21 protein-coding genes are annotated in these 22217 nt (G+C 69.3%); 13 read left to right on the top strand and 8 right to left on the bottom strand.

Annotation, left to right across the window (positions count from 1 at the left end; genetic code table 11):
* Positions 1 to 96 precede the first annotated feature (96 nt).
* The 7 genes from AB0F86_RS13950 (at position 97) to AB0F86_RS13920 (ending at position 7393) form a co-directional block, all read left to right on the top strand.
* The gene (locus AB0F86_RS13950) at positions 97 to 579 is read left to right on the top strand and encodes a metallopeptidase family protein (RefSeq protein ID WP_201449895.1); all 483 of its coding nucleotides are present in this window, start codon (positions 97 to 99) and stop codon (positions 577 to 579) included.
* 85 nt (positions 580 to 664) lie between these two features.
* Positions 665 to 1039, top strand: coding sequence for a DUF3499 domain-containing protein (locus tag AB0F86_RS13945; RefSeq protein ID WP_225279228.1), 375 nt, complete (start codon positions 665 to 667; stop codon positions 1037 to 1039).
* 361 nt (positions 1040 to 1400) lie between these two features.
* Entirely contained in the window at positions 1401 to 2780 is a 1380-nt protein-coding gene (locus AB0F86_RS13940; RefSeq protein WP_356985709.1) for a phosphomannomutase/phosphoglucomutase, read from the top strand.
* Between the two features lie 169 nt (positions 2781 to 2949).
* Positions 2950 to 4170 (top strand): tobH protein, encoded by a 1221-nt coding sequence (locus tag AB0F86_RS13935; protein WP_225278875.1) that lies wholly within the window; start codon positions 2950 to 2952, stop codon positions 4168 to 4170.
* Entirely contained in the window at positions 4170 to 5390 is a 1221-nt protein-coding gene (gene manA, locus AB0F86_RS13930) for a mannose-6-phosphate isomerase, class I (protein ID WP_225278874.1), read from the top strand. Before AB0F86_RS13935 ends, manA begins: the two co-directional genes overlap by 1 nt.
* An 82-nt stretch (positions 5391 to 5472) precedes the next feature.
* On the top strand, positions 5473 to 6390 hold the full coding sequence (locus AB0F86_RS13925) for a cation diffusion facilitator family transporter (protein ID WP_225278873.1): 918 nt from the start codon (positions 5473 to 5475) through the stop codon (positions 6388 to 6390).
* 55 nt (positions 6391 to 6445) lie between these two features.
* Positions 6446 to 7393 (top strand): cation diffusion facilitator family transporter, encoded by a 948-nt coding sequence (locus tag AB0F86_RS13920; RefSeq protein WP_356985706.1) that lies wholly within the window; start codon positions 6446 to 6448, stop codon positions 7391 to 7393.
* On the opposite strand, the gene AB0F86_RS13915 is transcribed toward AB0F86_RS13920, so the two are convergent.
* Together AB0F86_RS13915 and AB0F86_RS13910 are read right to left on the bottom strand one after the other, a co-directional pair.
* Entirely contained in the window at positions 7384 to 8853 is a 1470-nt protein-coding gene (locus tag AB0F86_RS13915; protein WP_225278871.1) for an NAD(P)/FAD-dependent oxidoreductase, read from the bottom strand. The genes AB0F86_RS13920 and AB0F86_RS13915 overlap by 10 nt on opposite strands.
* Before the next feature lie 167 nt (positions 8854 to 9020).
* Complete coding sequence (locus AB0F86_RS13910) at positions 9021 to 10376, bottom strand: cation:dicarboxylase symporter family transporter (RefSeq protein WP_356985704.1); 1356 nt, start codon at positions 10374 to 10376, stop codon at positions 9021 to 9023.
* 94 nt (positions 10377 to 10470) lie between these two features.
* Here AB0F86_RS13910 and AB0F86_RS13905 point away from each other — a divergent pair, with 94 nt between their 5' ends.
* Both AB0F86_RS13905 and AB0F86_RS13900 read left to right on the top strand, forming a co-directional pair.
* A complete protein-coding gene (locus AB0F86_RS13905) occupies positions 10471 to 12024 on the top strand; it encodes a sensor histidine kinase (RefSeq protein ID WP_356985702.1) in 1554 nt (517 codons plus the stop codon).
* The gene (locus tag AB0F86_RS13900) at positions 12021 to 12719 is read left to right on the top strand and encodes a response regulator (protein ID WP_067491360.1); all 699 of its coding nucleotides are present in this window, start codon (positions 12021 to 12023) and stop codon (positions 12717 to 12719) included. The genes AB0F86_RS13905 and AB0F86_RS13900 overlap by 4 nt, the downstream gene beginning before the upstream one ends.
* 1 nt (position 12720) lies before the next feature.
* Here AB0F86_RS13900 and AB0F86_RS13895 read toward each other — a convergent pair whose 3' ends face one another.
* From AB0F86_RS13895 to AB0F86_RS13885, 3 genes are all read right to left on the bottom strand, one after another.
* Complete coding sequence (locus AB0F86_RS13895; protein WP_356985700.1) at positions 12721 to 14046, bottom strand: cytochrome P450; 1326 nt, start codon at positions 14044 to 14046, stop codon at positions 12721 to 12723.
* A 115-nt stretch (positions 14047 to 14161) separates the two neighbouring features.
* Complete coding sequence (locus AB0F86_RS13890) at positions 14162 to 14875, bottom strand: TIGR03089 family protein (protein ID WP_067637487.1); 714 nt, start codon at positions 14873 to 14875, stop codon at positions 14162 to 14164.
* A 3-nt stretch (positions 14876 to 14878) separates the two neighbouring features.
* Positions 14879 to 16294 (bottom strand): LCP family protein, encoded by a 1416-nt coding sequence (locus AB0F86_RS13885; protein WP_356985812.1) that lies wholly within the window; start codon positions 16292 to 16294, stop codon positions 14879 to 14881.
* Positions 16295 to 16486: 192 nt separating this feature from the next.
* On the opposite strand from AB0F86_RS13885, the gene rfbD reads away from it, so the two are divergent.
* From rfbD to AB0F86_RS13870, 3 genes are read left to right on the top strand one after another with little or no spacing between them, the layout of a single operon-like run.
* Positions 16487 to 17344, top strand: a complete 858-nt coding sequence (rfbD, locus tag AB0F86_RS13880) for a dTDP-4-dehydrorhamnose reductase (RefSeq protein ID WP_356985698.1) — start codon at positions 16487 to 16489, stop codon at positions 17342 to 17344.
* A gap of 11 nt (positions 17345 to 17355) precedes the next feature.
* Positions 17356 to 18252, top strand: a complete 897-nt coding sequence (locus tag AB0F86_RS13875; protein WP_067491354.1) for a glycosyltransferase family 2 protein — start codon at positions 17356 to 17358, stop codon at positions 18250 to 18252.
* Between the two features lie 35 nt (positions 18253 to 18287).
* Positions 18288 to 19367: an NDP-sugar synthase gene (locus AB0F86_RS13870; RefSeq protein WP_225278864.1), complete on the top strand. Its 1080-nt coding sequence runs from the start codon at positions 18288 to 18290 to the stop codon at positions 19365 to 19367.
* 10 nt (positions 19368 to 19377) lie between these two features.
* On the opposite strand, the gene AB0F86_RS13865 is transcribed toward AB0F86_RS13870, so the two are convergent.
* Positions 19378 to 20955, bottom strand: a complete 1578-nt coding sequence (locus tag AB0F86_RS13865; RefSeq protein ID WP_356985695.1) for a carboxylesterase/lipase family protein — start codon at positions 20953 to 20955, stop codon at positions 19378 to 19380.
* A 333-nt stretch (positions 20956 to 21288) separates the two neighbouring features.
* On the opposite strand from AB0F86_RS13865, the gene AB0F86_RS13860 reads away from it, so the two are divergent.
* Positions 21289 to 21504 (top strand): zinc ribbon domain-containing protein, encoded by a 216-nt coding sequence (locus tag AB0F86_RS13860; RefSeq protein WP_356985693.1) that lies wholly within the window; start codon positions 21289 to 21291, stop codon positions 21502 to 21504.
* On the opposite strand, the gene AB0F86_RS13855 is transcribed toward AB0F86_RS13860, so the two are convergent.
* Both AB0F86_RS13855 and AB0F86_RS13850 read right to left on the bottom strand, forming a co-directional pair.
* Positions 21505 to 21780, bottom strand: a complete 276-nt coding sequence (locus AB0F86_RS13855; protein ID WP_356985691.1) for a SelT/SelW/SelH family protein — start codon at positions 21778 to 21780, stop codon at positions 21505 to 21507. It abuts the gene before it with no gap.
* Between the two features lie 18 nt (positions 21781 to 21798).
* Complete coding sequence (locus AB0F86_RS13850; protein ID WP_225278860.1) at positions 21799 to 22188, bottom strand: YchJ family metal-binding protein; 390 nt, start codon at positions 22186 to 22188, stop codon at positions 21799 to 21801.
* Positions 22189 to 22217: the final 29 nt, after the last annotated feature.

Below are 22217 nucleotides of genomic sequence, written 5' to 3'. Positions count from 1 at the left end.
ACTCTCCAGGCCTGGCCCGGAGCCACGCAGGCGCAGTACGTCGGTGTCTCCGGGCGAACGCCCGTTTACCGGTCAGGCGAGAGAGGCGAAGTACCCATGGCACGTTCCCGGCGACATCTTCCGGCGCCGACCGCTCGTTCGGTGACCCGCCGCGGTCGCGGTGTCCGTGGCCCCATGCTCCCGCCGACGGTGCCCGCCTGGCGCACGCGCGGCCAGAAATTCGACCGGCTGGTACTCGAGGCCTTCGCACCGTTGGACACCCGCTGGCACGACCGGCTGACCAAACTCGACATCGCCGTCGACGATGTACCGAAAATCCGTCCGCTGCATCCTGATTCGGTCACCTGGCCGGACGAGGTCGTCGCCGACGGCCCGGTCCCGCTGTCGCGGCTCATCCCCGCGGGCGTCGACCGTCACGGTGCCGCCACCCGCGCGCGCGTGGTGCTCTTCCGTAAGCCGCTCGAGCTGCGCGCCGCCGATCCCGACGATCTCGTCGAGCTGTTGCGCGAGGTTCTCGTGCAACAGATCGCGACCTACTTGGGTGTCGATCCCGACCTGATCGACCCCGAACCGGAGTAGCGGCGCGCGAGAACGACGCCCTTGTCACCGCGTGTCCGTATCCACTTTTGTGGGCGGGAGGGTTAATCTCGACGTCGTGATCCCTATGCGTCGTTGCTGCCGACCCGGCTGCAAGAACCCGGCTGTAGCGACGCTGACGTATGTGTACTCCGACTCGACCGCCGTCGTCGGACCCCTGGCCACCGTCGCCGAACCGCATTCCTGGGATCTGTGCGAAACCCACGCCTGCCGCATCACCGCCCCCAAGGGCTGGGAACTGGTGCGCCACGAAGGCGGCTTCTCCTCCAGCACCCCCGACGACGACGATCTCACCGCCCTGGCCGAAGCCGTTCGCGAAGCAGGCCTACGCCGCCGCCCCGCCGAACCCGACCAGCCCGGCTACCGCGACACCTCCACCCCGGCCCCCCGCCAAACCCGCACCGGCCGCCGCGGCCACCTACGAGTCCTCCCCGACCCATAGCTGTCCCGCCGCTGTCCCGCCTCCCCGCGACTTCAGGCCAGACTCGTGCGCGGAGAGACCTGCGTTGGCGACCAGACTCCCGTGCCGGGTCACCGGAGCCCGTACCCGGGGAGTTACCCATGTGCTTGCGAGATCAGGCGTTGCGACTCCGGGCCACGTGCCGCTCGGTTTGCCCGCCCACGCCTCCTTCCCCACACCTGAGTCCGACCAAAAGTTCCGCCGGCAGCAGGTGAGCACATGGGTAACTCACCGGGCACGAGCAAACCCGACACCCCACCCAAGTCTGGCCGCCAACGACACCTCCCCCGCGCCTGAGTCTGGCCAAAAGTCCCGGGGAGGCGGATCGGCTAGGCTTTGCGGCATGACGACCCTCGCGCGCTCTGGCGAACTCGTGAACGCCGTGATCAAGGCTTATGACGTCCGCGGGGTGGTGGGCGAGCAGATCGACGCCGGGTTCGTGCGCGATGTCGGCGCTTCCTTCGCCCGGTTGATGCGTGCCGAGGGCGCCGAGCGCGTGGTCATCGGCCACGACATGCGTGAGTCCTCGCCCGAGCTGGCCGAGGCGTTCGCCCAGGGCGTGCAGGGTCAGGGCCTGGATGTGGTGCACATCGGGCTCGCCTCCACCGATCAGCTGTACTTCGCTTCCGGCAGGCTCGGTTGTCCGGGTGCCATGTTCACCGCCAGCCACAACCCGGCCAAATACAACGGCATCAAGCTGTGCCGGGCCAACGCGCTGCCGGTCGGTCAGGACAGCGGTCTGGCCACCATCGCCGCCGAGGTCGTTGCGGGTGTGCCTGCCTACGACGGTGCGCCCGGTTCCGCCTCGACCGTCGATCTGCTCGCCGACTACGCGAGCTTCCTGCGCGAGCTCGTGGATCTCGACGAGGTCCGTCCGCTCACCATCGCGGTCGACGCGGGCAACGGCATGGGCGGCCACACCGTGCCCGCCGTGCTCGGAACCCTCGGGCCCGTCACCATCGTGCCGCTGTACTTCGAGCTCGACGGCTCCTTCCCCAACCACGAGGCCAACCCGCTCGATCCGAAGAACCTCGTCGACCTGCAGGCGCTGGTGCGCTCGAGCGGCGCCGACATCGGTCTGGCCTTCGACGGTGACGCCGACCGGTGCTTCGTCGTCGACGAACGGGGCGAGCCGGTGTCGCCGTCGGCGATCACGGCTTTGGTCGCGCAGCGGGAGCTGGCCAAGGAGCCGGGGTCGACCGTCATCCACAACCTCATCACCTCCCGTGCGGTGCCCGAGCTGGTCGAGGAACTCGGCGGCAAGCCGGTGCGCACCCGGGTCGGCCATTCGTTCATCAAGCAGGAGATGGCCGCCACCGGCGCGGTGTTCGGTGGCGAGCACTCCGCGCACTACTACTTCCGCGACTTCTGGGGTGCCGACTCGGGCATGCTCGCCGCGCTGCACGTGCTCGCCGCGCTCGGTGAGGGCGACCGGCCGGTGTCGGAACTGATGGCCGCCTACGACGTGTACGCGGCCTCGGGCGAGATCAACTCGACCGTCGCCGACGCCGCCGATCGCACGGCCGCCGTGCTCGCGGCATTCGCCGACCGCACCGTGTCGGTGGACCGCCTCGACGGCGTCACCGTCGACCTGGGCGACCACGCCTGGTTCAACCTGCGCGCCTCCAACACCGAACCCCTGCTCCGACTCAACGTCGAGGCCGGATCGCAGACCGAAGTAAACGCACTCGTGACCGAGATCCTGAGCATCGTCCGCGCCTGACTGGGAACATGGAAACCAGGATGCGGAACCACATGATCGGGGACCGGCCGAACGAGTACAACGGCTCTGTTCGATACCGAGATCCTGAGCATCGTCCGCGCCTGACTGGGAACATGGAAACCAGACGGCCGTGGAGCACACAGCGCGATGAGGGGAGGTGGACTCGGCGATGATCGCTGGAACACCGGTTTTCGACCTCGATGATGCCGCGTCGCTCGAGGCGGCCGACACGGGCGGCTTCTTACGATCGGCGGCCTCGGGCGGTGCCCAGGTGCGGGCCACCGCCGCCGCGGTCGCCGAGACCTCACTGATCGAACGTCTGTCGCAATTGCGGCCGCGCAGCCTGGTGCTCGTCACCGGATCGGGGCGGGCCGCCCGGGCAGCCGGACTGCTGGTCGCCACCCTGGGTGACCGTGCCGGACTGCCGATCGTGCCCGTCACCGCGCTGCCACCGTGGGTCGGGCCCCTGGACGTGGTGCTCGTCGCCGGTGACGACGCCGGCGATCCGCGCCTGATCGACGCCGTCGACCGGGCCGTGCGGCGCAGCGCCGAAGTGGTGATCGCCGCCCCCAACGAGGGCCCGCTGCGGGCGGTCGCCGCCGGTCGCGCGATCGTCCTCGAACCCCGCGTCCCCGTGCTCGACCACAACCGGTTGCTGCGTTTCCTCGCCGTCGGCATCGCGGTGCTGCGCGGTGTCGACGCCCAGCGCAGTGTCCCCGCCACCCCCGAGCTGACCGCGCTCGCCGACGTGCTCGACGCCGAGGCCCTGCGCGACGGACCGCACAACGAGGTGTTCCACAACCCGGCCAAAACCCTCGCGACCCGCATGCACGGCGTCGGCGTCGTCCTGGCAGGCGACTCCCCCGCCGCGGTCGAACTGGCCGGGCACGGCACCGAGGTGCTGTTGCAGTCGGCGGGCAAGCTGGCCTCGGCCGCGGATCTGGCCGACACCGTCGCCGCCGTGGGCCGGCTCGCCCAGGCGGCCGGTGGCGCTGCGCCCGGTTTCGATCCGCTGTTCCACGACGAGGAACTCGACGGTCCGGCACCGGTCGACCGGGTGCGTGTGCTCGCCCTCAGCGTGCACCCCGATCAGGCGGCCGCGCGCCGCAAGCTTGCCGTGTTCGAAGGCGCGGGCGGCGGGCTCGTCGACGCCGATCTCGTGCACGCCGATGTCGACGTACTCCAGTCCCAGCTCGCCGAACCCGGCTCGGAACCTTCGGCCGAGAGTGCGACCGCCACGTCCGCCGCAGGGGGCGGGCACGGCAGTGAGCTCGTGCAACTGGCGGTGCTCGCACTGCGGCTCGACATGGCCGCGGCCTACCTTCGCCTCGGCTCGCACGGCGCGGCCGCGAGCGACCAGGACCGATATCACGACGGGGGACGCTACTAGTGCAGGAACTCGTTGGTGCGCTGCGTTCTTACGCATGGGGATCGCGCACCGCGCTCGCTCGGTTGTGTGGCAGGCCGGTGCCCTCGGCGCATCCGGAGGCCGAACTGTGGTTCGGCGCGCACCCCGCCGACCCCGCGCACGTGAAGTCCAACGGCAGTTCGCGCTCGCTGCTCGACGTACTGGCCGCCGATCCGGTGCGCGAATTGGGCCCGGTGGCCGAGGGTTTCGGTCCTCGGCTGCCGTTCCTGTTGAAGATCCTCGCGGCGGAGGAACCGCTGTCACTGCAGGCGCATCCGAGTTCGGCGCAGGCGCTTGCCGGTTTCCAGCGGGAGAACCGGGTCGGTGTGCCGCTCGACTCGCCGCTGCGCAACTACCGCGACGACAGCCACAAACCCGAACTGGTCGTCGCGCTGGAGCGTTTCGAGGCGCTGGCCGGTTTCCGCAACCCGCAGCGCACAGTCGACCTGCTGCGCGCCCTGAACGTGCCCGGCCTCAGCGTGTACGCCGAACTGCTTGCCGCCCAACCTGATTCGGCCGGCCTGCGCACGCTGTTCACCACCTGGATCACCCTGCCGCCCGCCGCCCTTGCCACCCTGCTGCCCACGGTGCTCGAGGGCTGCGTGCGGTACCTGTCGGGCGCCGGACCGCGCGAGTTCACCGCCGAGGTTCGCACCGCGCTGGAACTGGCCGAGGTGTACCCCGGTGACGCGGGGGTGCTCGCCGCGCTGCTGCTCAACCGGCTCACCCTCGAACCGGGCCAGGGTCTGTTCCTCGCCGCCGGAAATCTGCACGCCTACCTGCGTGGCGTCGGCGTGGAGATCATGGCCAACTCCGACAATGTGCTACGCGGCGGGCTCACCCCCAAGCATGTCGACGTGCCGGAGTTGCTGCGCGTGCTCGACTTCGAACCGATCGACCTGCCGGTGATCGAACCGGAACCCGGTCCCGACGGCAGCGTCCGCTACCAGACCCCAGCTCCCGAATTCGCGCTGTGCCGGTTCGACCTGGCGCCCGACGCCGAGCCCGTCGCCCTCGCCGACGCCGGACCCGGCATCGTGCTGTGCACTCACGGAACGATCGAATTGCGCCACGACGGGCGCGAACTCACCTTGGCACCGGGCAGCGCCGCCTGGATCTCGGCGGCCGACACCGATATCCGCGCGCGAGCACTCGGCGGTGCCGCGCAGCTGTTCAGCGCCTGCGTGGGCGACGGGAACTAGCGTCGGGGCGAACTTTTCGCGCCACTCCCCTTAGGCTGTTGCGAGCAAAGCGTGTTGGGCGAAGCGGGAGGACGGGGACAAGATGTCGGCTGGTGGCGGCAAGAAGGCGATCATCGCCGCATTGACGGCCAATGCGGGGATCGCGGTGGCCAAGTTCATCGGCGCGGCGATCACCGGATCGGCGTCGATGCTGGCCGAGGCGGTGCACTCGGTGGCCGACACCTCCAATCAGGGTCTGCTGCTGTTCGGTCAGCGTGCCGCGGCCAAAGACGCCGACGAACTGCACCAGTTCGGCTACGGGCGCAACCGCTACTTCTATTCGTTCGTCGTGGCGCTGGTGCTGTTCACCCTCGGCTCGGTGTACGCGATCTACGAGGGCATCCACAAGATCCAACATCCCGAGGAACTGAGTCAGCCGATCGTCGCAATCGTCATCCTCGGTATCGCGATCGGCCTCGAGACGTTCAGTTTCATCACCGCGGTGCGCGAGTCGCGCCCGCTCAAGGGTGACGCCAGCTGGTGGCGGTTCATCCGCACCTCCCGCAGCCCGGAGCTGCCCGTGGTGCTGCTCGAGGACACCGGCGCCCTGATCGGCCTGATCCTGGCCTTCGGCGCGGTCGGACTCACCATGATCACCGACGATCCCGTCTACGACGGCATCGGCACCCTGTGCATCGGCGTGCTGCTCGGCATCATCGCGGTGGTGCTCATCATCGAGATGAAGAGCCTGCTCATCGGTGAGGGCGCCACCCCCGAACAGGATCGTGCCATTCGCGACAACCTGATCGACGGCGAGAAGATCACCTCCGTCATCCACCTCAAGTCCGAGTACATCGGTCCGGAGGAAATGCTCGTCGCCGCGAAGGTGGCCATCGCGCCCGGCCTCGGGATCTCCGATGTCGCCGACGCCATCGATGCCGCCGAGACGCGCGTTCGCACCGCGGTCCCGTTCGCCCGCCTGATCTACCTCGAGCCCGACCTGTACCGACAGGCGAAGTAGACACGGCCCCCGGGTCGGGGTGCATGCGTCGGCAAGGACGGTAGCGTGCCCCGGTATGGCTGCTGAAGGCGGAGACAGCAAGATCGCGATCCTGGCCGCGCTCGGCGCGAACGCCGGGATCATGGTCGCGAAGTTCATCGGTGCGTTCATCACGGGCTCGTCGTCCATGCTGGCCGAAGCCGTGCACTCGGTCGCCGACACCGGCAACGAGGCGCTGCTGCTCGTCGGCCGCAATCGGGCCGAGCAAGCGCCCGACGTGCTGCACCCCTTCGGTTACACGCGTAACCGGTACTTCTATTCGTTCGTCGTGGCGCTCGTGCTGTTCACTATGGGCTGCCTGTTCGCGCTGAACGAGGCGGTGCACAAGATCCGGTTCCCGCACGAACTCGAGTCGCCCGGGGTCGCGATCGGGATTCTGCTGGTGTCGATGCTGCTCGAGGGTTTCAGTTTCCGTACCGCGCGCCGGGAATCGGAGCCGTTGAAGGGCAAGCACTCCTGGTGGCATTTCATCCGCAACAGCCGCAACCCCGAGCTGCCGGTGGTGCTGCTGGAAGACCTTGGCGCGCTGGTCGGGTTGATGTTCGCGCTGGCCGGTGTCGGCCTGACGGTGCTCACCGGCAACGGCGTGTGGGACGGCATCGGCACGCTGCTCATCGGCCTGCTGCTCGGCTTCAACGCCATCGTGCTGATCGTGGAGACCAAGAGCCTGATCATCGGTGAGGGCGCCACCGCCGCCGAGGACCGGGCCATCCGCGACGCGCTGCTCGCCGATCCGCGCATCGTGCGGGTGCTTCGCCTGCAGACGCAGTACCTCGGTCCGGAGGACCTGCTGGTGAACGCCAAGATCGCCATGGAGCCCGAACTCGACATCAGCCGGGTGGGTGCCGCGATCGACGCCGCCGACACCCGCATCCGCGACGCGGCACCGAGCGTGCGCACGGTCTATCTCGAGCCCGACGTGTTCCGGCCCGAGAAGGCCGGCGCCACCGGCAGTCACCGATAGGCGGGTTCCTCGCCGCGCAACAGGTCGAGTGGATCGGTGACGATGCCGAACCGGGTGCGCAACATGTGGTGTGTCGCGTGTAGTCCGGACATGCCGTGCACGCCGGGGCCGGGGGACGTCGACGACGAACACAGGTAGGTGCCGGGAATCGGGGTGGCGTACGGGTTCCAGCGGGCCAGGGGCCGGAACACGGTCTGGCGCAGGGTCATCGCGCCCGCGGAGATATCGCCGCCGATGTAGTTGGCATTGTGGGCGGGCATGAACGCGGCGGGGCGCACGTGCTTGGCGAGGATGAGATCGCGGAATCCGGGGGCGAAGCGTTCCACCTGGGCGATCACGTCCTCGCTGATATCGCGATCGGAGCCGTTGGGGACGTGGGCATAGGTGTAGAAGGTGTGTTTGCCCTCGGGGGCGCGGGTGCTGTCGACGACGCCGGGCTGAATGGCGAGCACATACGGGCGGTCGGCGAATTGACCTGCGGCGATCTGCTTTTCGGCGTGCATCGCCTCGGCACGGGTACCGATCAGGTGCAGGGTGCCTGCCAGGTCGGCGCCGGGCGCGGTCCACGGCACCGGTCCCGACAGGGCGAAGTCGACCTTGCACGCCGCCCCGCCGTAGCGGAAACGGCCGAGGCTGTTGCGGTAGCGCTCGGGCAGGCGGTCGCCGGCGATGCGCAGCAGTTCGGCGGGTGAGGTGTCGAACAGTACGGCGCGGGCGGTGGCGAGTTCGGCGAAATCGTCGACGCGATGACCGGTGATCACCTCGCCGCCAAGGCGTTCCAGTTCGGCGATCAGCGCATCGGGAATGGCCTGGCTGCCGCCGCGCGGGATCACCCAGCCGCCCGCGTGGGCGAGGGTGCCGAGCAGCAGACCGGCGCCGACGGCGGGAATGGCGCGCGGCTGGGTGATGGCGTGGGTGGCCACCCCGGTGAGCATGGCGGGGGCCGCGTCCTCGTGAAAACGGTTGTTCCACAGCGGTGATGCCTGTTCGAGCACCCGCAGCCCGAACCGCACACCCGTCGGGACGTTCAGCGGCGGGTGCCGCAGGTCCGACATCGCCAGCTCGACCACCGCGGGCCAGTGTTCGACCAGCGGGGCGAACAGCGAACGCCAGGCCGGACCGTCACGGCCGAGATCGGCGACCGTGGATTCGAGATTGCGCCAAGCCAGCCCGGCGACACCGCCGTCGAGCGGGTGCGCGTAGGAGACGGTGGGGGCGAGCAGTTCCACACCGTGCGCGGCGAGGTCGAACGCACGGAAGAACGGTGACGCCAAGGCCATGGGGTGCGCGCCCGCGCACACATCGTGATGGAAGCCCGGCAGGGTCAGCTCGGCGGTGCGTGAACCACCACCCGGCTGATCCTGTGCCTCGAGCACCCGCACCGACAGCCCGGCGCGCGCGGCGATCACCGCCGCGGCGAGCCCGTTCGGCCCCGACCCGACCACTACGACTTCGGCCATCGCCGTCCCTTCGCCGACCGACTTTCTCTCCAACCTACGCGGCGAATCCGCGCCTGCGGGCGAGTGCCGCGTCACGTCCTCGGGGAGGCGCGCACCGCAATTCGTGTGCGTGTCGGAGTGCCCGACCGCGGACCGGCTCCGCGACGCGGCGGGGCCGGTCCGCTGTTCTACTGCACCGCGACAGGGGCAGGCTCGGTGGCCGGCTTGGGTTCGGAGGCGCCGTGATCGTCGTCGACCATGGTCTCCTCGTCGAAGGGGAGTTCGCGGTCGAGGACGCGGCGGGTGCGGTCGGCGTCGACGGTTTTGGTCCAGGTGCCGATGAGGAGGGTGGCGACGGCGTTGCCTGAGAAGTTGGTCAGCGCACGGGCTTCGGACATGAACCGGTCGATGCCGACGATCAGACCCACACCGTCGAGGAGTTCGGGGCGGTGGCTCTGCAGGCCACCCGCGAGTGTTGCCAGGCCCGCACCGGTGACGCCCGCCGCGCCCTTGGACGCGATGATCATGAACAGCAGCAGGCCGATCTGCTCGCCGAGACTCAGCGGCTGACCGAGGGCGTCGGCGATGAAGATCGAGGCCATCGTCAGGTAGATGGCCGTGCCGTCGAGGTTGAACGAGTATCCGGTCGGCACGACGACACCGACCGTTGTCTTCTCCACACCGGCGTGCTCCATTTTCGCGATCAGCCGTGGCAAGGCCGACTCCGACGACGAGGTCGCCACGATCAGCAGGTACTCCCGGGCCAGGTACCGGCACAGCTTCAGGATCGATACACCCGAGACGAGCCGCAGTACCGCGCCGAGCACACCGAAGACGAACACCAGGCAGGTCAGGTAGAACGCGATCATCAACGTCGCCAGCTCCACGACCGCCGACCAGCCCGTGCGCCCGACGACATTGGCGATCGCACCGAAGGCACCGATCGGCGCCAGCCACAGGATCATCGACAGGATCCGGAACACGAGCTGCTGCCCGAGCGACACCGCCCGCAGGATCGGCTCGCCCGCCGCTCCCATCGCCTGCACCGCGAATCCGACGAGCAGTGCGACGAACAGCGCCTGCAGCACGCTGCCCGCCGTCAGCGAGGACACCAGCGTGGTCGGCACGATGTTCTGGATGAAGTCCCAGGTACCACCCGCACCGTGGGCCTGCTCGGCGTACTTGGCGCCCGCACCGGGCTTGGCCTCGCCGAGTCCGGAGCCGGGTTCGATCAGGTTGCCGACCACCAGCCCGATACCGAGCGCGGCCGTCGACATGGCGAGGAAGTAGACGATGGCCAGGCCACCGACCTTGCCGACGGTGGCCGCTGCCCGCACCGAACCGATGCCGAGCACGATGGTGCAGAAGATGACCGGCGCGATCATCATCTTGATCAGATTCACGAACAGGGTGCCCAGCGGCGCCAGTGACTGACCGAACTCCGGTGCCAGCCTGCCGACGAGAATGCCCGCGAGCACCGCGATAATCACCGCGATGTACAGCCAGTGGGTATGGTCTCGTTTTCGCGCGCTGGTTGTGCTCATGGCAGCGAGCATGCACCGATGGTGTGATCGCCGTCACGTTTGGTACATAACGTGCTTTAGGTACATAACGTTCAGTTCGAGGTCGGAGGGCAGGATGCGACGAGGACGACTGTCGCTTGCCGGACAGGCCTTCGTGTGGCAGCTGGTGGTGCTGGCGCTGATGATCGGCACGGGTACGGTGCTCGCCGTGCTCGACGCCAGACGCGACCACGATGTGGCCACCGAACTTCAGGTCAGGGATGTCGCCGTGTCGGTGGCCAGGGCGCCGTCGACGCTGGCGGCGGTGAGTTCGCCGTATCCGAGCGGGCTGCTGCAGCCGACCACCGAGCGGATCCGGGCCGATACCGGGATGGACTTCATCGTGGTGATGGCGCCGGATCGCACGCGCTACACCCATACGAATCCGGAGATGATCGGCAAGCCGTTCTCCGGCAGCATCGACCGGGCGCTGGCCGGGCAGACGTTCACCGAGACGTTCACCGGCACGCTCGGCCCGTCGATCCGGGCGGTGACGCCGGTCTACGACCGCGGCCGGGTGGTCGCGCTGGTGTCGGCGGGTGTCACCAGGGCCAGGATCGGCACCCAGGTGGCCTCGCAGCTGCCGCTGATCCTCGGGGTGAGCGCGGCGGGGCTCGCGCTGGCCGCGTTCTCCTCGTTCCTGCTCAGCAGGCGGTTGCGCAGGCAGACCCACGGCCTGGCGCCCGACGAACTGCGCGCGCTCTACGAGCACCACGACGCGGTGCTGCATTCGGTCCACGAGGGTCTTGTGGTGTTCGGCACCGGCCAGGGGCCCGCGGAGGTGGTGAACGATCAGGCGCGCACCCTGCTCGATCTGCCGCTGGGCCCGGTGTATCGCGACGACCTGCCCGTCTCGTTGCGCCAGGAGCGCCCGGGCGTGGTGCGCGACGAAACGCACGTGACGACCGACCGGGTGCTGCTGGTGAACCAGGACGTGGTGACCTGGGAGGGCGAGCAGATCGGCACCGTACTCACCATCCGCGACCAGACCGAACTGCGCGCGGTGCTCGGCGAGCTCGACACGGTGCGCAATTTCGCCGAGTCGCTGCGCGCCCAGGCACACGAGGCGGCCAACAAACTGCACACCGTGGTCACCATGGTCGAGCTCGGCAGGCCCGAAGAGGCGGTGGCCTTCGCGACCGACGAACTGGCGCTGTCGCAGGTGCTGATCGACCGGCTGCTGGCGGCCGTCGGTGACGCGGCCCTGGCGGCGCTGCTGCTCGGCAAGGTCGACCAGGCCGCCGAGCGTGGGGTGAGCCTGGCCATCAGCGAGGACACCGCGCTCGATTCCACCGACCCGCTCTCGGCGCAGGAAACCGTGACGCTGGTCGGTAACCTGGTCGACAACGCCATCGACGCGGCCGCGGGCACCATCGACAAGCGGGTCGAGGTGTCGGTGAGTCACCGCGACGGGCACCTGTGCGTGCGAGTCTCCGACAGCGGCCCCGGCATGTCGGCGCAGATGTTCGAGCGCGCCGCCGAACGCGGCTACACGACCAAATCCGATCATGCCGGCCTCGGCCTGGCACTCGTGCACCGTCTCGTCGATCGACACGGCGGTGCCATCACCACAACGGCCGCACCACACAGCGCGGTCACCGTCCGAATTCCGTTGAGGGAGAACCCATGATCCGCGTCCTGATCGTCGAGGACGAACCGTTGATCGCCCAGGCACACCGGGCCTATCTCGAGCGGCTCGACGGGTTCGTCACCGGCGGCGTCGCCCATACCGGTCATGACGCGCTCAATCTCGCCGCGTCGGCGATCGCCGACGGCAATCCGTTCCACCTGGTGCTGATGGATATCGGGCTGCCCGATATCAACGGCCTGGAGGTGGCCGCCGCGCTCAACGGACTCTCCCCGCGTCCCGATGTCATCGCGATCACCTCGGCGCGCGAGCTGACCATGGTGCGCAGCGCCGTCGCCCACGGGGTGGTGCTGTATCTGCTCAAGCCGTTCACCTTCGCCGCCTTTCGCGAAAAGCTGGAACGCTACCGGGATTTCGACACCGCCCTGCCCGCGGGCGAAGCGGCGCTGTCGCAGTACGACATCGACCGCGCCCTCGGGGCGCTGCGCACCGCCGACCAGCGCGCGGGCGCCCCGAAGGGCGTTGTGCAGCACACCCTCGAGGAGGTGTCACGGGCGGTGCGCGCGGCCGAGGCGGGCATCACCGCCACCGATGCCGCCGCGGCCGTCGGCGTTTCCCGGATCACCGCGTGGCGGTATCTCGAGAAGCTCGCCGACGACGGCCTCGCGGAACGCCGGGCCGACTACGGCCGAGCCGGGCGGCCGAAAACCCGCTACCGCTGGCGGGTTTCGACCTAGCTCACCCCTGGGTGGTGGCGCCCGCCAGATTGTCGGGCGCCCCGGTGCGCGCCACCGGACCGAGGTCGACCGGCATGTGCTCGAACCCGTGCAGGGTGAACAGATTGCGGCGCACCGGTTCTCCGCGTAAGCGCAGATCCGGGTAGCGGGCGTAGAGCGCGCGCAGGGCGTGCACCGCTTCCATCCTGGCCAGGCTCGCGCCGAGGCAGGCGTGGATGCCGCTGCTGAAGGCCACGTGCTCCTTGGCATTCGGGCGGTCGATGTCGAAGCGGTCCGGATCGGCGAAGACCGAGGGGTCGCGGTTGGCACCGGCCAGCGACAGGATGACGGTGGCGCCCGCCTTCACCGTCATCCCGTCGACCTCGACATCCTCGAGCGCCACCCGGGCGGTGGTTTGCACTGGTGGGTCGAATCGCAGCGTCTCCTCCACCACGTCGGTCCAGCGATCGGGGTCGTTCTGGGCGATGGCGAGCTGGTCGGGGTTGGCCGACAGTGCGGCCACCGCGTTCCCGATGAGGTTGACCGTGGTTTCGAAGCCCGCGCCCATCAGCAGTCCAGCGCCCGCCTGCAGTTCGCGCATCGTGAGGTCGCCCGAGGTGACCAGACTGGACAGGATGTCGTCGCCGGGGTTGTCGCGCAGCTTCTCGATGTGCTCGGCCAGATAGTCGGCCAGGGTGTCGGTGGCGGCCATCGCCTCCCGGTAGGAGCGCCACGAGGTGCCGATGTCGAGCAGCGGTGTGACGCGGTCGCCCCAGCGCAGGAACAGCTCGCGGTCGGCGGCGGGGAAGCCGAGCATCTCGGCGATGATCGCGATCGGCACCTGGGCCGCGAAATCGGTGACGAGATCGATCGAGCCGTGCGCGGGCATCGCGTCGAGCAGCTCGGTGGTGACGGTTTCGACCCGGTCGCGCAGCCTGCCGATGGCGCGCGGGGTGAAGGCCGACGCGACGGGTTTGCGCATCCTGGTGTGTTCGGGCGGATTGAGCACCAGCATCGACGGCGGCTCGACCGGGCTCGGCGGCGGAACCACCCGCTCGGCCAGCTTGCGCAACGGCGGTGGCACCTCGGGGCCCAGTGCCGGGAACACACCGAAGCGGTTGTCGCGCAGGATGCTTCGCACCTGCGCGTGTTCGAAGGACACGTACGCCAACGGTGTGCGTCGCAGACCGGGACCGCGCAGTTCCTCGATGAGCGGGTAGGGATCGTGCAGCCCCCGCTCCCCGGCGAGCAGAGTCGCGAAGGTGTCGCCACGTCGCGCACGCCAGCGCAGGAAAGCACGGGGAATACCGTGCTGCGCCGACCAGCGGATCCAGTACCCGACGTTCATAGCCACCCCTTTGCGCCGTACTGCCGAAGATGTCTTCCACAGTACGGACGGGGTGTGACAGAAACCACGTTCCTCGGGCGGAGGCGGACCTATACCCAGGTAGGAGACGAGCGGCTCAGCGCCGCACGGTCACCCGTTCGGTCTCGGCGCGGTGCTCGGTGGCGGTCGCGTCGGGATTGACCACCTGGACCAGCGACGCACCGGCGCCGAGGACGGCGAGATACCCGTCGATCAGCTCGGCCGCGGTATCCCACGGCGCGCTCGACAGCACCCGGTCACCGGCGGAAATGCCCTGCAGCGCCGCCGATTTCTTCGCCGCGTCGAGCACCTCGCCCACCGACATGCCGTCGAGGGCGGCCCGGAAACCACCGGGCAGGAACTGGTCGCCGTGCACGCGCACCGCGGTGGCGAAATCGGTGACACCGACCGGCAGGTCGCGCACGGGCGTGCCCATGGCGTCCAGCGACAGCACCGCGACCTCGTCGACGCCGTCGGCGTCGTCGAGCCGGTCGGGCGTCACCAGGGCGAGGTCGGCGTCCGGATCGGGGCTGAGCACCACCTCGGTTCCGGCCCACCAGCAGCCGAGCAGCACCGCGGCCGTCTGCCAGTGCGCGGGCAGCAGCACCGCGACCCGCGCGCCGGGGGTGAGCGCGAACTCGTCGCGGATCAGGTTGGCGGTCTTGGCCGCCCAGTTGGCCAGCGTCAGCCCGGACAGTTCGATGCGGGCGCCGGTGGCGTCGTCGTACCAGGTGACGCGCGGTCCGGCGGGATCGCGTTCGAGGATCGGGTCGAGGAGGGCGTCGGTCAGTGTCGAATTGGGCTCACGCATTGGTCAATTCACGCATTTCGGTCCGTTCTGGCCTGCGTCGATCGGCGGGGCGGGCGGTACTGGCGTGGCGGTCGCCGAGGATGTTCCGTCGAAATCGAACATGCCTGCCGCGGCCGAGCCGGGACCAGAGTAGTCGCTCGCCAGCACCACGCTCACCGAATCCGCCGACAGCGACGGATCCGCGACCACGGTCAGGCCGCCGAGTTCCTCGGCCACCGCGACGGCCTTGGGATCGGCGCTGTCGGCGGCGAGCACCCGGCTCGAGCTCACACTCCCCCCGGAATAGTTCCCGACCAGACCCTCGCGGAAACCCTTACTCGTCAATGCGGCGGCGACCTCGGCCGCGAGACCCGTCGCGCCACCGGCGTTGAACACGCTCACCGTCACCGTGGACGGGTCGACCTTCTGCTTCTCCTCGGCCGGTTTCTCCTCGCCGACCAGCGCGCCCACATAGTCCTGCACGGCCTTCGGTTCCACCCGCACCACCGATTCGCCCTCGGCCGTCATGCTGTTGAGGTCGGCGACGGGAATGGTGTCGAACTCGACCTGGCCACCGGAGAGGTCCTTGAGCTGCTGCAGGAAGGCAAGCACATCCCAGTCGTCGTCGAGGACGACCGTGCGCCCGACGGCTTCGCTGATCTCGCCGAGCTTGCCGGGATCGGCCAGCGTCCTGGCATTGAGCAGCTGACCAACCAGCTGGGCCATGAATACCTGCTGGCGCACGATCCGGTCGATGTCACCGCGCGGCAGATCGTGGCGCTGCCGCACGAAACTCAACGCCTGCGCACCGTCGAGACGCTGATTGCCCGCCGGGAACTGCGCACCGGACATGTATTCGTCGACAGCATTGTTCAGGCACACCTCCACCCCGCCGACGGCATCGGTGAGCAGCACGAACCCGAGCAGGCTCACCTCGGCGTAGTGGTCGACGGTGACGCCGGTGAGATTGGCCACCGACTTGATCAGCGCCTGCCTGCCCGCCTTGGTCGAGTCGCGTTCGGCGTCGGCCTCGGAGTCGCCGTCGGCGAGCATCTTGGCGCGTTCGGTCTCTTTCGTCGCGCCGTAGGCGGAGTTGATCTTGGCCTTGCCCTGACCGGGAATGTCGACGTAGGAGTCGCGGGGGATGGAGATGGCGGTGGCGGAGCGGCCGTCGTTGGGGACGCGGACCAGGACGATGGTGTCGGTGTTGGTGCCCACTTCGTCGCCGGCGTGCAGCATGGCGCGTTCGGCGCTGGTGAGCGGGTTGCCGTGGGCGTCGGTGCGGCTGTCGACACCGACGAGCAGGATGTCGACGGCGCCGTCACGGCCGCCGCCGAGCCCGAGGCCTCCGATGCGTTCGATATTGGCGATCAGGTTGTCGACGCTGCGCCAGGCGAAACCGGTGACCGCGAGCACCAGGACCGCCGCGATCGCCACCATCACCTTCGCCGGTCCCGCAGGCGTGGTGGCCGACGGTGATCCTGTCGACTCTCGCACTCGTGCTTCCTCTCGACCTCGCGGCGCCCCGCCCTGCACGCCTCCCCGCAAACCCCACTGTCGTGAACACAGGCTAACCAACAGTTACCACAGTCGGGCCGACCCGCAGGTGTTGCGGCGTGCCAGACTGGCCGCGTGAATGCCGATTTCCCCACTCGAGCTCCCCTGATCGTAACCGGCGCCGGTGGGCTGCTGGGGCGGGAAATCCTGCGGCTGGCCCCGCATGCGCGCGGCCTCGGACGCGCACAGCTCGACATCACCGACCGTGCGGCGGTGGAGGCGATGCTCACACCCGGCGCGGTGGTGCTCAACTGCGCGGCCTACACCGCCGTCGACGCCGCCGAAACCGACCGCGACGCCGCGTTCACCGCCAATGCCACCGGTCCGGCCGTGCTCGCCGCCGCCTGTACCGCCACCGGCGCGCGGCTCGTCCACGTGTCGACCGACTATGTGTTCCCCGGCACCGCGAGCACACCGTACGAACCGGACGACCCCACCGGACCGGCGACGGTCTACGGGCAGTCGAAACTGGCGGGTGAACAGGCCGTGCTCGACGGCTGCCCCGACGCGCAGGTCGTGCGCACCGCCTGGGTGTACGCCGGTGTCGAGGGGGATTTCGTCGCGACCATGCGCAGGCTCGAGCGCGAACGCGACACCGTCACCGTGGTGAACGACCAGCTCGGTTCGCCGACCAGTGCGATCGATCTGGCCGCCGCACTGCTCGAGCTCGCCGACCACCCCGACGCACCCCGGGTGCTGCACGCGACCAACTCCGGCACGGCCACCTGGTTCGACCTGGCCGTCGCCGTTTTCACCGAGCTCGGCGCCGACCCTGCCCGGGTGCTGCCGTGCGATTCGAGCGCCTTCCCCAGACCCGCACCGCGCCCGCCCTATTCGGTGCTCTCACCCCGCGTTTGGAACGACGCGGGCCTGACCCCGTTGCGGCCCTGGCGTTCCGCACTCACCGACACACTTCGCCGGTTGTCCGACTAGGCTGCGCACTCGTGAACGCAGCCGAATCCCCCGCCCCCGCCGGTCTGGCCGTCGTCACGGTGACCTATTCACCGGGCGAGCACCTCGAGCACTTCATCACCACCCTCGCCGACGCGACCAGCGAGAAGCCGCAGGTGATCCTGGCCGACAACGGGTCGACCGACGGCGTGCCCGAGCTGGTGGCCGAGGCCAACGCGCACGTGCGGCTGCTGCGTACCGGCGGCAATATCGGCTACGGCGGCGCCATCAACCGGGCCGTCGCCGAGATCGATCCGTCGATCGAATTCGTGATCCTGGCCAACCCGGACATCCGCTGGGGCGTCGACTCCATCGACAAGCTGCTCGAGGCCGCGCAGCGCTGGCCGCGCGCGGGCGCCTTCGGGCCGATGGTCCGCGAGCCCGACGGCAGCGTCTACCCGTCGGCACGGCGGGTGCCTGGCCTGGCCGACGGTGCGGGGCACGCGATCCTCGGCGCTATCTGGCCGAAGAATCCCTGGTCGGTGCGGTACCGGCAGGAGAACGAGGAGCTGTCGGAGCGGGTGGTCGGCTGGCTGTCGGGCTCGTGCCTGCTGGTGCGTCGCGCCGCGTTCGACACCATCGACGGCTTCGACTCGCGCTACTTCATGTACATGGAGGACGTGGACTTCGGCGACCGCATGGGCAAGGCGGGCTGGCACAATGTGTTCGTCCCGGACGCCGAGGTGACCCACGCCAAGGGCCACGCCGCAGGCAAGCACCCGGAACTGATGCTGCCCGCCCACCACGCCAGCGCCTACCGCTTCCAGGCCGACCGGCATCCGCACTGGTGGCAGGCGCCGCTGCGGCTCGCGTTGCGGGCCGGACTTGCGGTTCGCTCCCGGATTGCGGTTCGATCGGCGCTGCGTGAGAAAGCGCGAACCGGCGCCTGAGTAGGGGCCGGTCCACTGTGAACAGGGGAAACTCGATGGCAGGCAATGCAGGCACCGACGCGGTCATCCTCGTCGGCGGACAGGGCACGCGGCTGCGTCCGCTCACCCTCTCGGCGCCCAAGCCGATGCTGCCGACGGCCGGGCTGCCGTTCCTGACCCACCTGCTGGCCCGCATCGCCGAGGCCGGGATCACCCACGTCGTGCTCGGCACCTCCTTCAAGGCGGAGGTGTTCGAGGAGCACTTCGGTGACGGTTCGGAGCTGGGACTCGAGCTGGAGTACGTCACCGAGACCGAACCGCTCGGCACCGGCGGCGGCATCCGCAACGTGCTGCCCAAGCTGCGCGCCGACAATGTGATGGTCTTCAACGGCGACGTGCTCGGCGGCACCGACCTCGGCGCGATCCTCGACACCCACGAGTCGACCAACGCCGATGTGACCCTGCACCTGGTCCGGGTGAGCGATCCACGCGCGTTCGGCTGTGTGCCGACCGACGAGGAAGGCCGGGTCACGGCGTTCCTCGAGAAGACCCAGGATCCGCCGACCGACCAGATCAACGCCGGTTGCTACGTGTTCCGCCGCGAGTACATCGAGAAGATCCCGACCGGTCGCCCGGTGTCGGTGGAGCGCGAGGTGTTCCCCGCGCTGCTGGCCGAGGGTGCCCGCGTGCAGGGTCACGTCGATGCCTCCTACTGGCGCGATATGGGCACCCCGGAGGACTTCGTTCGCGGTTCGGCCGACCTGGTCCGCGGCATCGCCCCCTCCCCGGCGCTGCCGGGTCAGCGCGGTGAGTCGCTGGTGCACCCGAGCGCCGGGGTGGCGCCGGGCGCGCTGCTCATCGGCGGCACCGTGGTCGGGCGTGGCGCCGAGATCGGCGCGGGTGCGCGACTCGACGGTGCGGTGATCTTCGACGGCGCGGTCGTCGAGGCGGGCGCGACCGTGGAACGGTCGATCGTCGGCTTCGGCGCCCGAATCGGTCCGCGCGCGTTGGTGCGTGACGGTGTGATCGGTGACGGCGCCCAGGTCGGTGCCCGCTGCGAACTGCTGCGCGGGGCGCGGGTGTGGCCGGGCGTGGAAATCCCCGACGGCGGCATCCGCTTCTCCACCGACGTGTGACCGGGACTGCTCAGCTGAAGCCGACGGCGTGGTCGCCCCAGGCGGTGTGCAGTTCGGCGTCGGGATTGTCGACGACCCGGTCGATGGTGTCGATGAGCAAAGTGGTCCGGTCGGTGGGCAGATAGCGCGGCCAGTGTTTGGAACCGTCCAGTGCCGCGGGCACGCCGTGTTCGGCGAAGGCCAGCCAGCGGCGCTGCATCCGGCCCGACACCGCGAGCGAGACCTTGCGGCCGCCGAGCCAGAAGGTGGGGTCGTGGTTGAGCGTGCCGAAATTGCCGAACACATAAGGCAATTCGGTGGCGTGGCCGGCACCGACCCGGGCCGCCTTCAACATCGGTGTCGCGTAATCGAACCGGTATTTCCAGGTCGGTGAATGCTGGGCGTGCCCTTCGGCGACCCACGCGGCAGGCATACGGAACGCGGCGTCGGTCGACATGGCGAGCGCGCCACGGATCTTGGTGAGATCCGGGTAGGCGGAGGTGATCTCGGCGATCCGTTCCGGCGACATCTCCGGGTGCGAGGCAGCGACGTCCTGCAGCATGGCGTTCACGGCGTCGGGCGTCACCGGCATGATCGGGGATTTGAGTACCCGGAAGAGGGAGGCTTCGTCCTTGTTGCTACCGATCAGCAACGGCACTCGATGGGAAAGCCCTTGCTGAAAGCGGTCGATCGGGTACGCGGGCAACAAGTCCCCGTCCACAACGGGCGCCGCAGCCAGCCTGCCCGGCTCCTTGGTCGGCACCTCGTCGAGCAGTACCGCACCCACCTCTACGAGCTGCTCGACCGGCAGCTCGAGCAGCCGATTCGTTTCGCCCGCACCGAGTTCCAGCAGCTCCAGGTACCGCTGGGCGACGACGGCAGCGCGTTCCTGCCCGAAAACCGTAGTGGCGGGCGGACTCTGCGCGATCGCCTTGTGGAACAACCCGTCGGCGGCCGGTGCGGTGAGCAGCGCGGTGACGCAGCCCGCGCCGGAGGATTCCCCGAAGACCGTCACATTGTCGGGGTCGCCACCGAACGCGGCGATATTGTCGCGGACCCAGGCGAGGGCGGCCAGCTGATCGTGCAGGCCGAGGTTCGGGGTGAACTGGTCACCGAAGGACGACAGGTCGAGGAATCCGAGAACCCCGAGCCGGTAGTTCACCGTCACGACAACCACGTCGCCCGCTTCGGCGAGTCTGCGCCCGTTGTAGATGGTCTGCGCGGCGGTGCCGAGGCAGTAGGCGCCGCCGTGCAGCCACACCATCACGGGACGCGGTTCGTCGTCGCTGGGCTGAGGCCGGGGCGACCACACGTTCACCCACAGACAGTCCTCGCCCATCCGCAGATCCGAGTCGACGGGCACCATCGCGCCCATCGCCTGCGGTGCGATCTCACCGAAGACCGCGCAGTCGCGCACGCCCTCCCAGGGCTTCGGCGGCTCGGGGAGGCGGAATCGAGCCGGGCCCGCGGGTGCCTTCGCGTAGGGCACGCTGCGCCACACCGCGACCGGCCCCTCCCAGATTCCGCTGACCGTGCCGTACTCGGTGTGCGCCAATGGTTCGGCTTCGTGGGTCCACGTGCCTTGGTCGAGATCGGGCTGAATGCTCATCGCACACCTCCTAGCCGGCGCGATCCACGAGTGCCTGTGCATTTGCTCCCGTGGGCCGCAGCACCTGGTGACTCCTTATGAGAGTACGTCGGCAGGCCACTGGCACGCCGCCAACGCACCATTTCCGCAGGTAACGGTTACTCGGCGGTACGGCTGCGGCCTCCTTGTAACGTCGCCACCGGGCCATCCGGGCTGTCGAGGCCGCGTTCCGGCGGCGGGTTTCCGATCGAGGTCAGCGCGCTGCGCGGCTGACGGCACCACCCCGAATTCGATAGCTGCGAGTGTGCTGGCCGGCCAGGTGTCGGTGCGGCCGTGGCGACTTACACTTGCCGCATGCCGAACTACAGCTTCCGGTGTCGCTCCTGCGGCGACACGTTCGAGGTGAACCGGCCGATGGCGCAGTCCTCGGATCCGGCGTCCTGCCCGTCGGGCCACGACGACACCGTCAAACTGCTGACCACCTTCGCCACCGTTGGCCGCGGCGCCGTGCCGACGCCCGCGGCACAGCCCGCCGGTGGCGGCTGCTGTGGTGGGGGCGGCTGCTGCTGATCAGTCGCGCCGGTCGACGTGCCCGAGGTCGCGCTCGGGCGCGATCCGGTCGCGAACCCGCTGCTTGAGCACCGCGATCTCGGGAAAGCCGCCGTCGGCCTTGCGTTCCCACAGCTGATCGCCGTCGAGGGTGATCCGGAAGACGCCGCCCTCCCTCGGCACGAGCGCCACCTCGGTGAGGTCGGTGCCGAAGGTGCTCAGCAGTTCCTGTGCCATCCAGCTCGCGCGCAGCAGCCAGCGGCATTGGGTGCAGTATTCGATCGCGATGCGAGCCACCGGTGCAGTATCCCCGGTTCAGGCCGCGAACACACCGTCGAGGTACACCCAGGCGCCGTCGACGCGGACGAAGGTGCTCACCTCGTGCATGCTGTCGCGCGTGCCGTCGAGCCGGTAGTGGGCGATGAACTCGACGGTGCCGTTGTCGTCGAACGGTCCGCCGCGTTCGGTACGCACGATCTCGAGGAACAACCAGCGCTGGTCGGGATCGAGCTCGAGGTCCTTCGGGCGAGTGCTCGGGTGCCAGGAACGCAGCAGGTAGTCGGTGTCGCCGACGACGTAGGCGGTGTAGCGCGAGCGCATGAGGGTTTCGGCGGTCGCCGCCGCGCGCGCACCGGCCAGGATCGGACCGCAGCAGGCATCGAACGGTTCGCCGCGCCGGCACGGACATGGTTTCGCTTCACCCATGGGGTCATCCTGCCGGGTGCGTGCGGGCG

The sequence above is a fragment of the Nocardia sp. NPDC023733 genome (assembly GCF_040639775.1).
In the GTDB taxonomy this organism is placed as follows: domain Bacteria; phylum Actinomycetota; class Actinomycetes; order Mycobacteriales; family Mycobacteriaceae; genus Nocardia; species Nocardia rosealba.
This window is presented reverse-complemented; position numbering and strand designations above follow the sequence as displayed.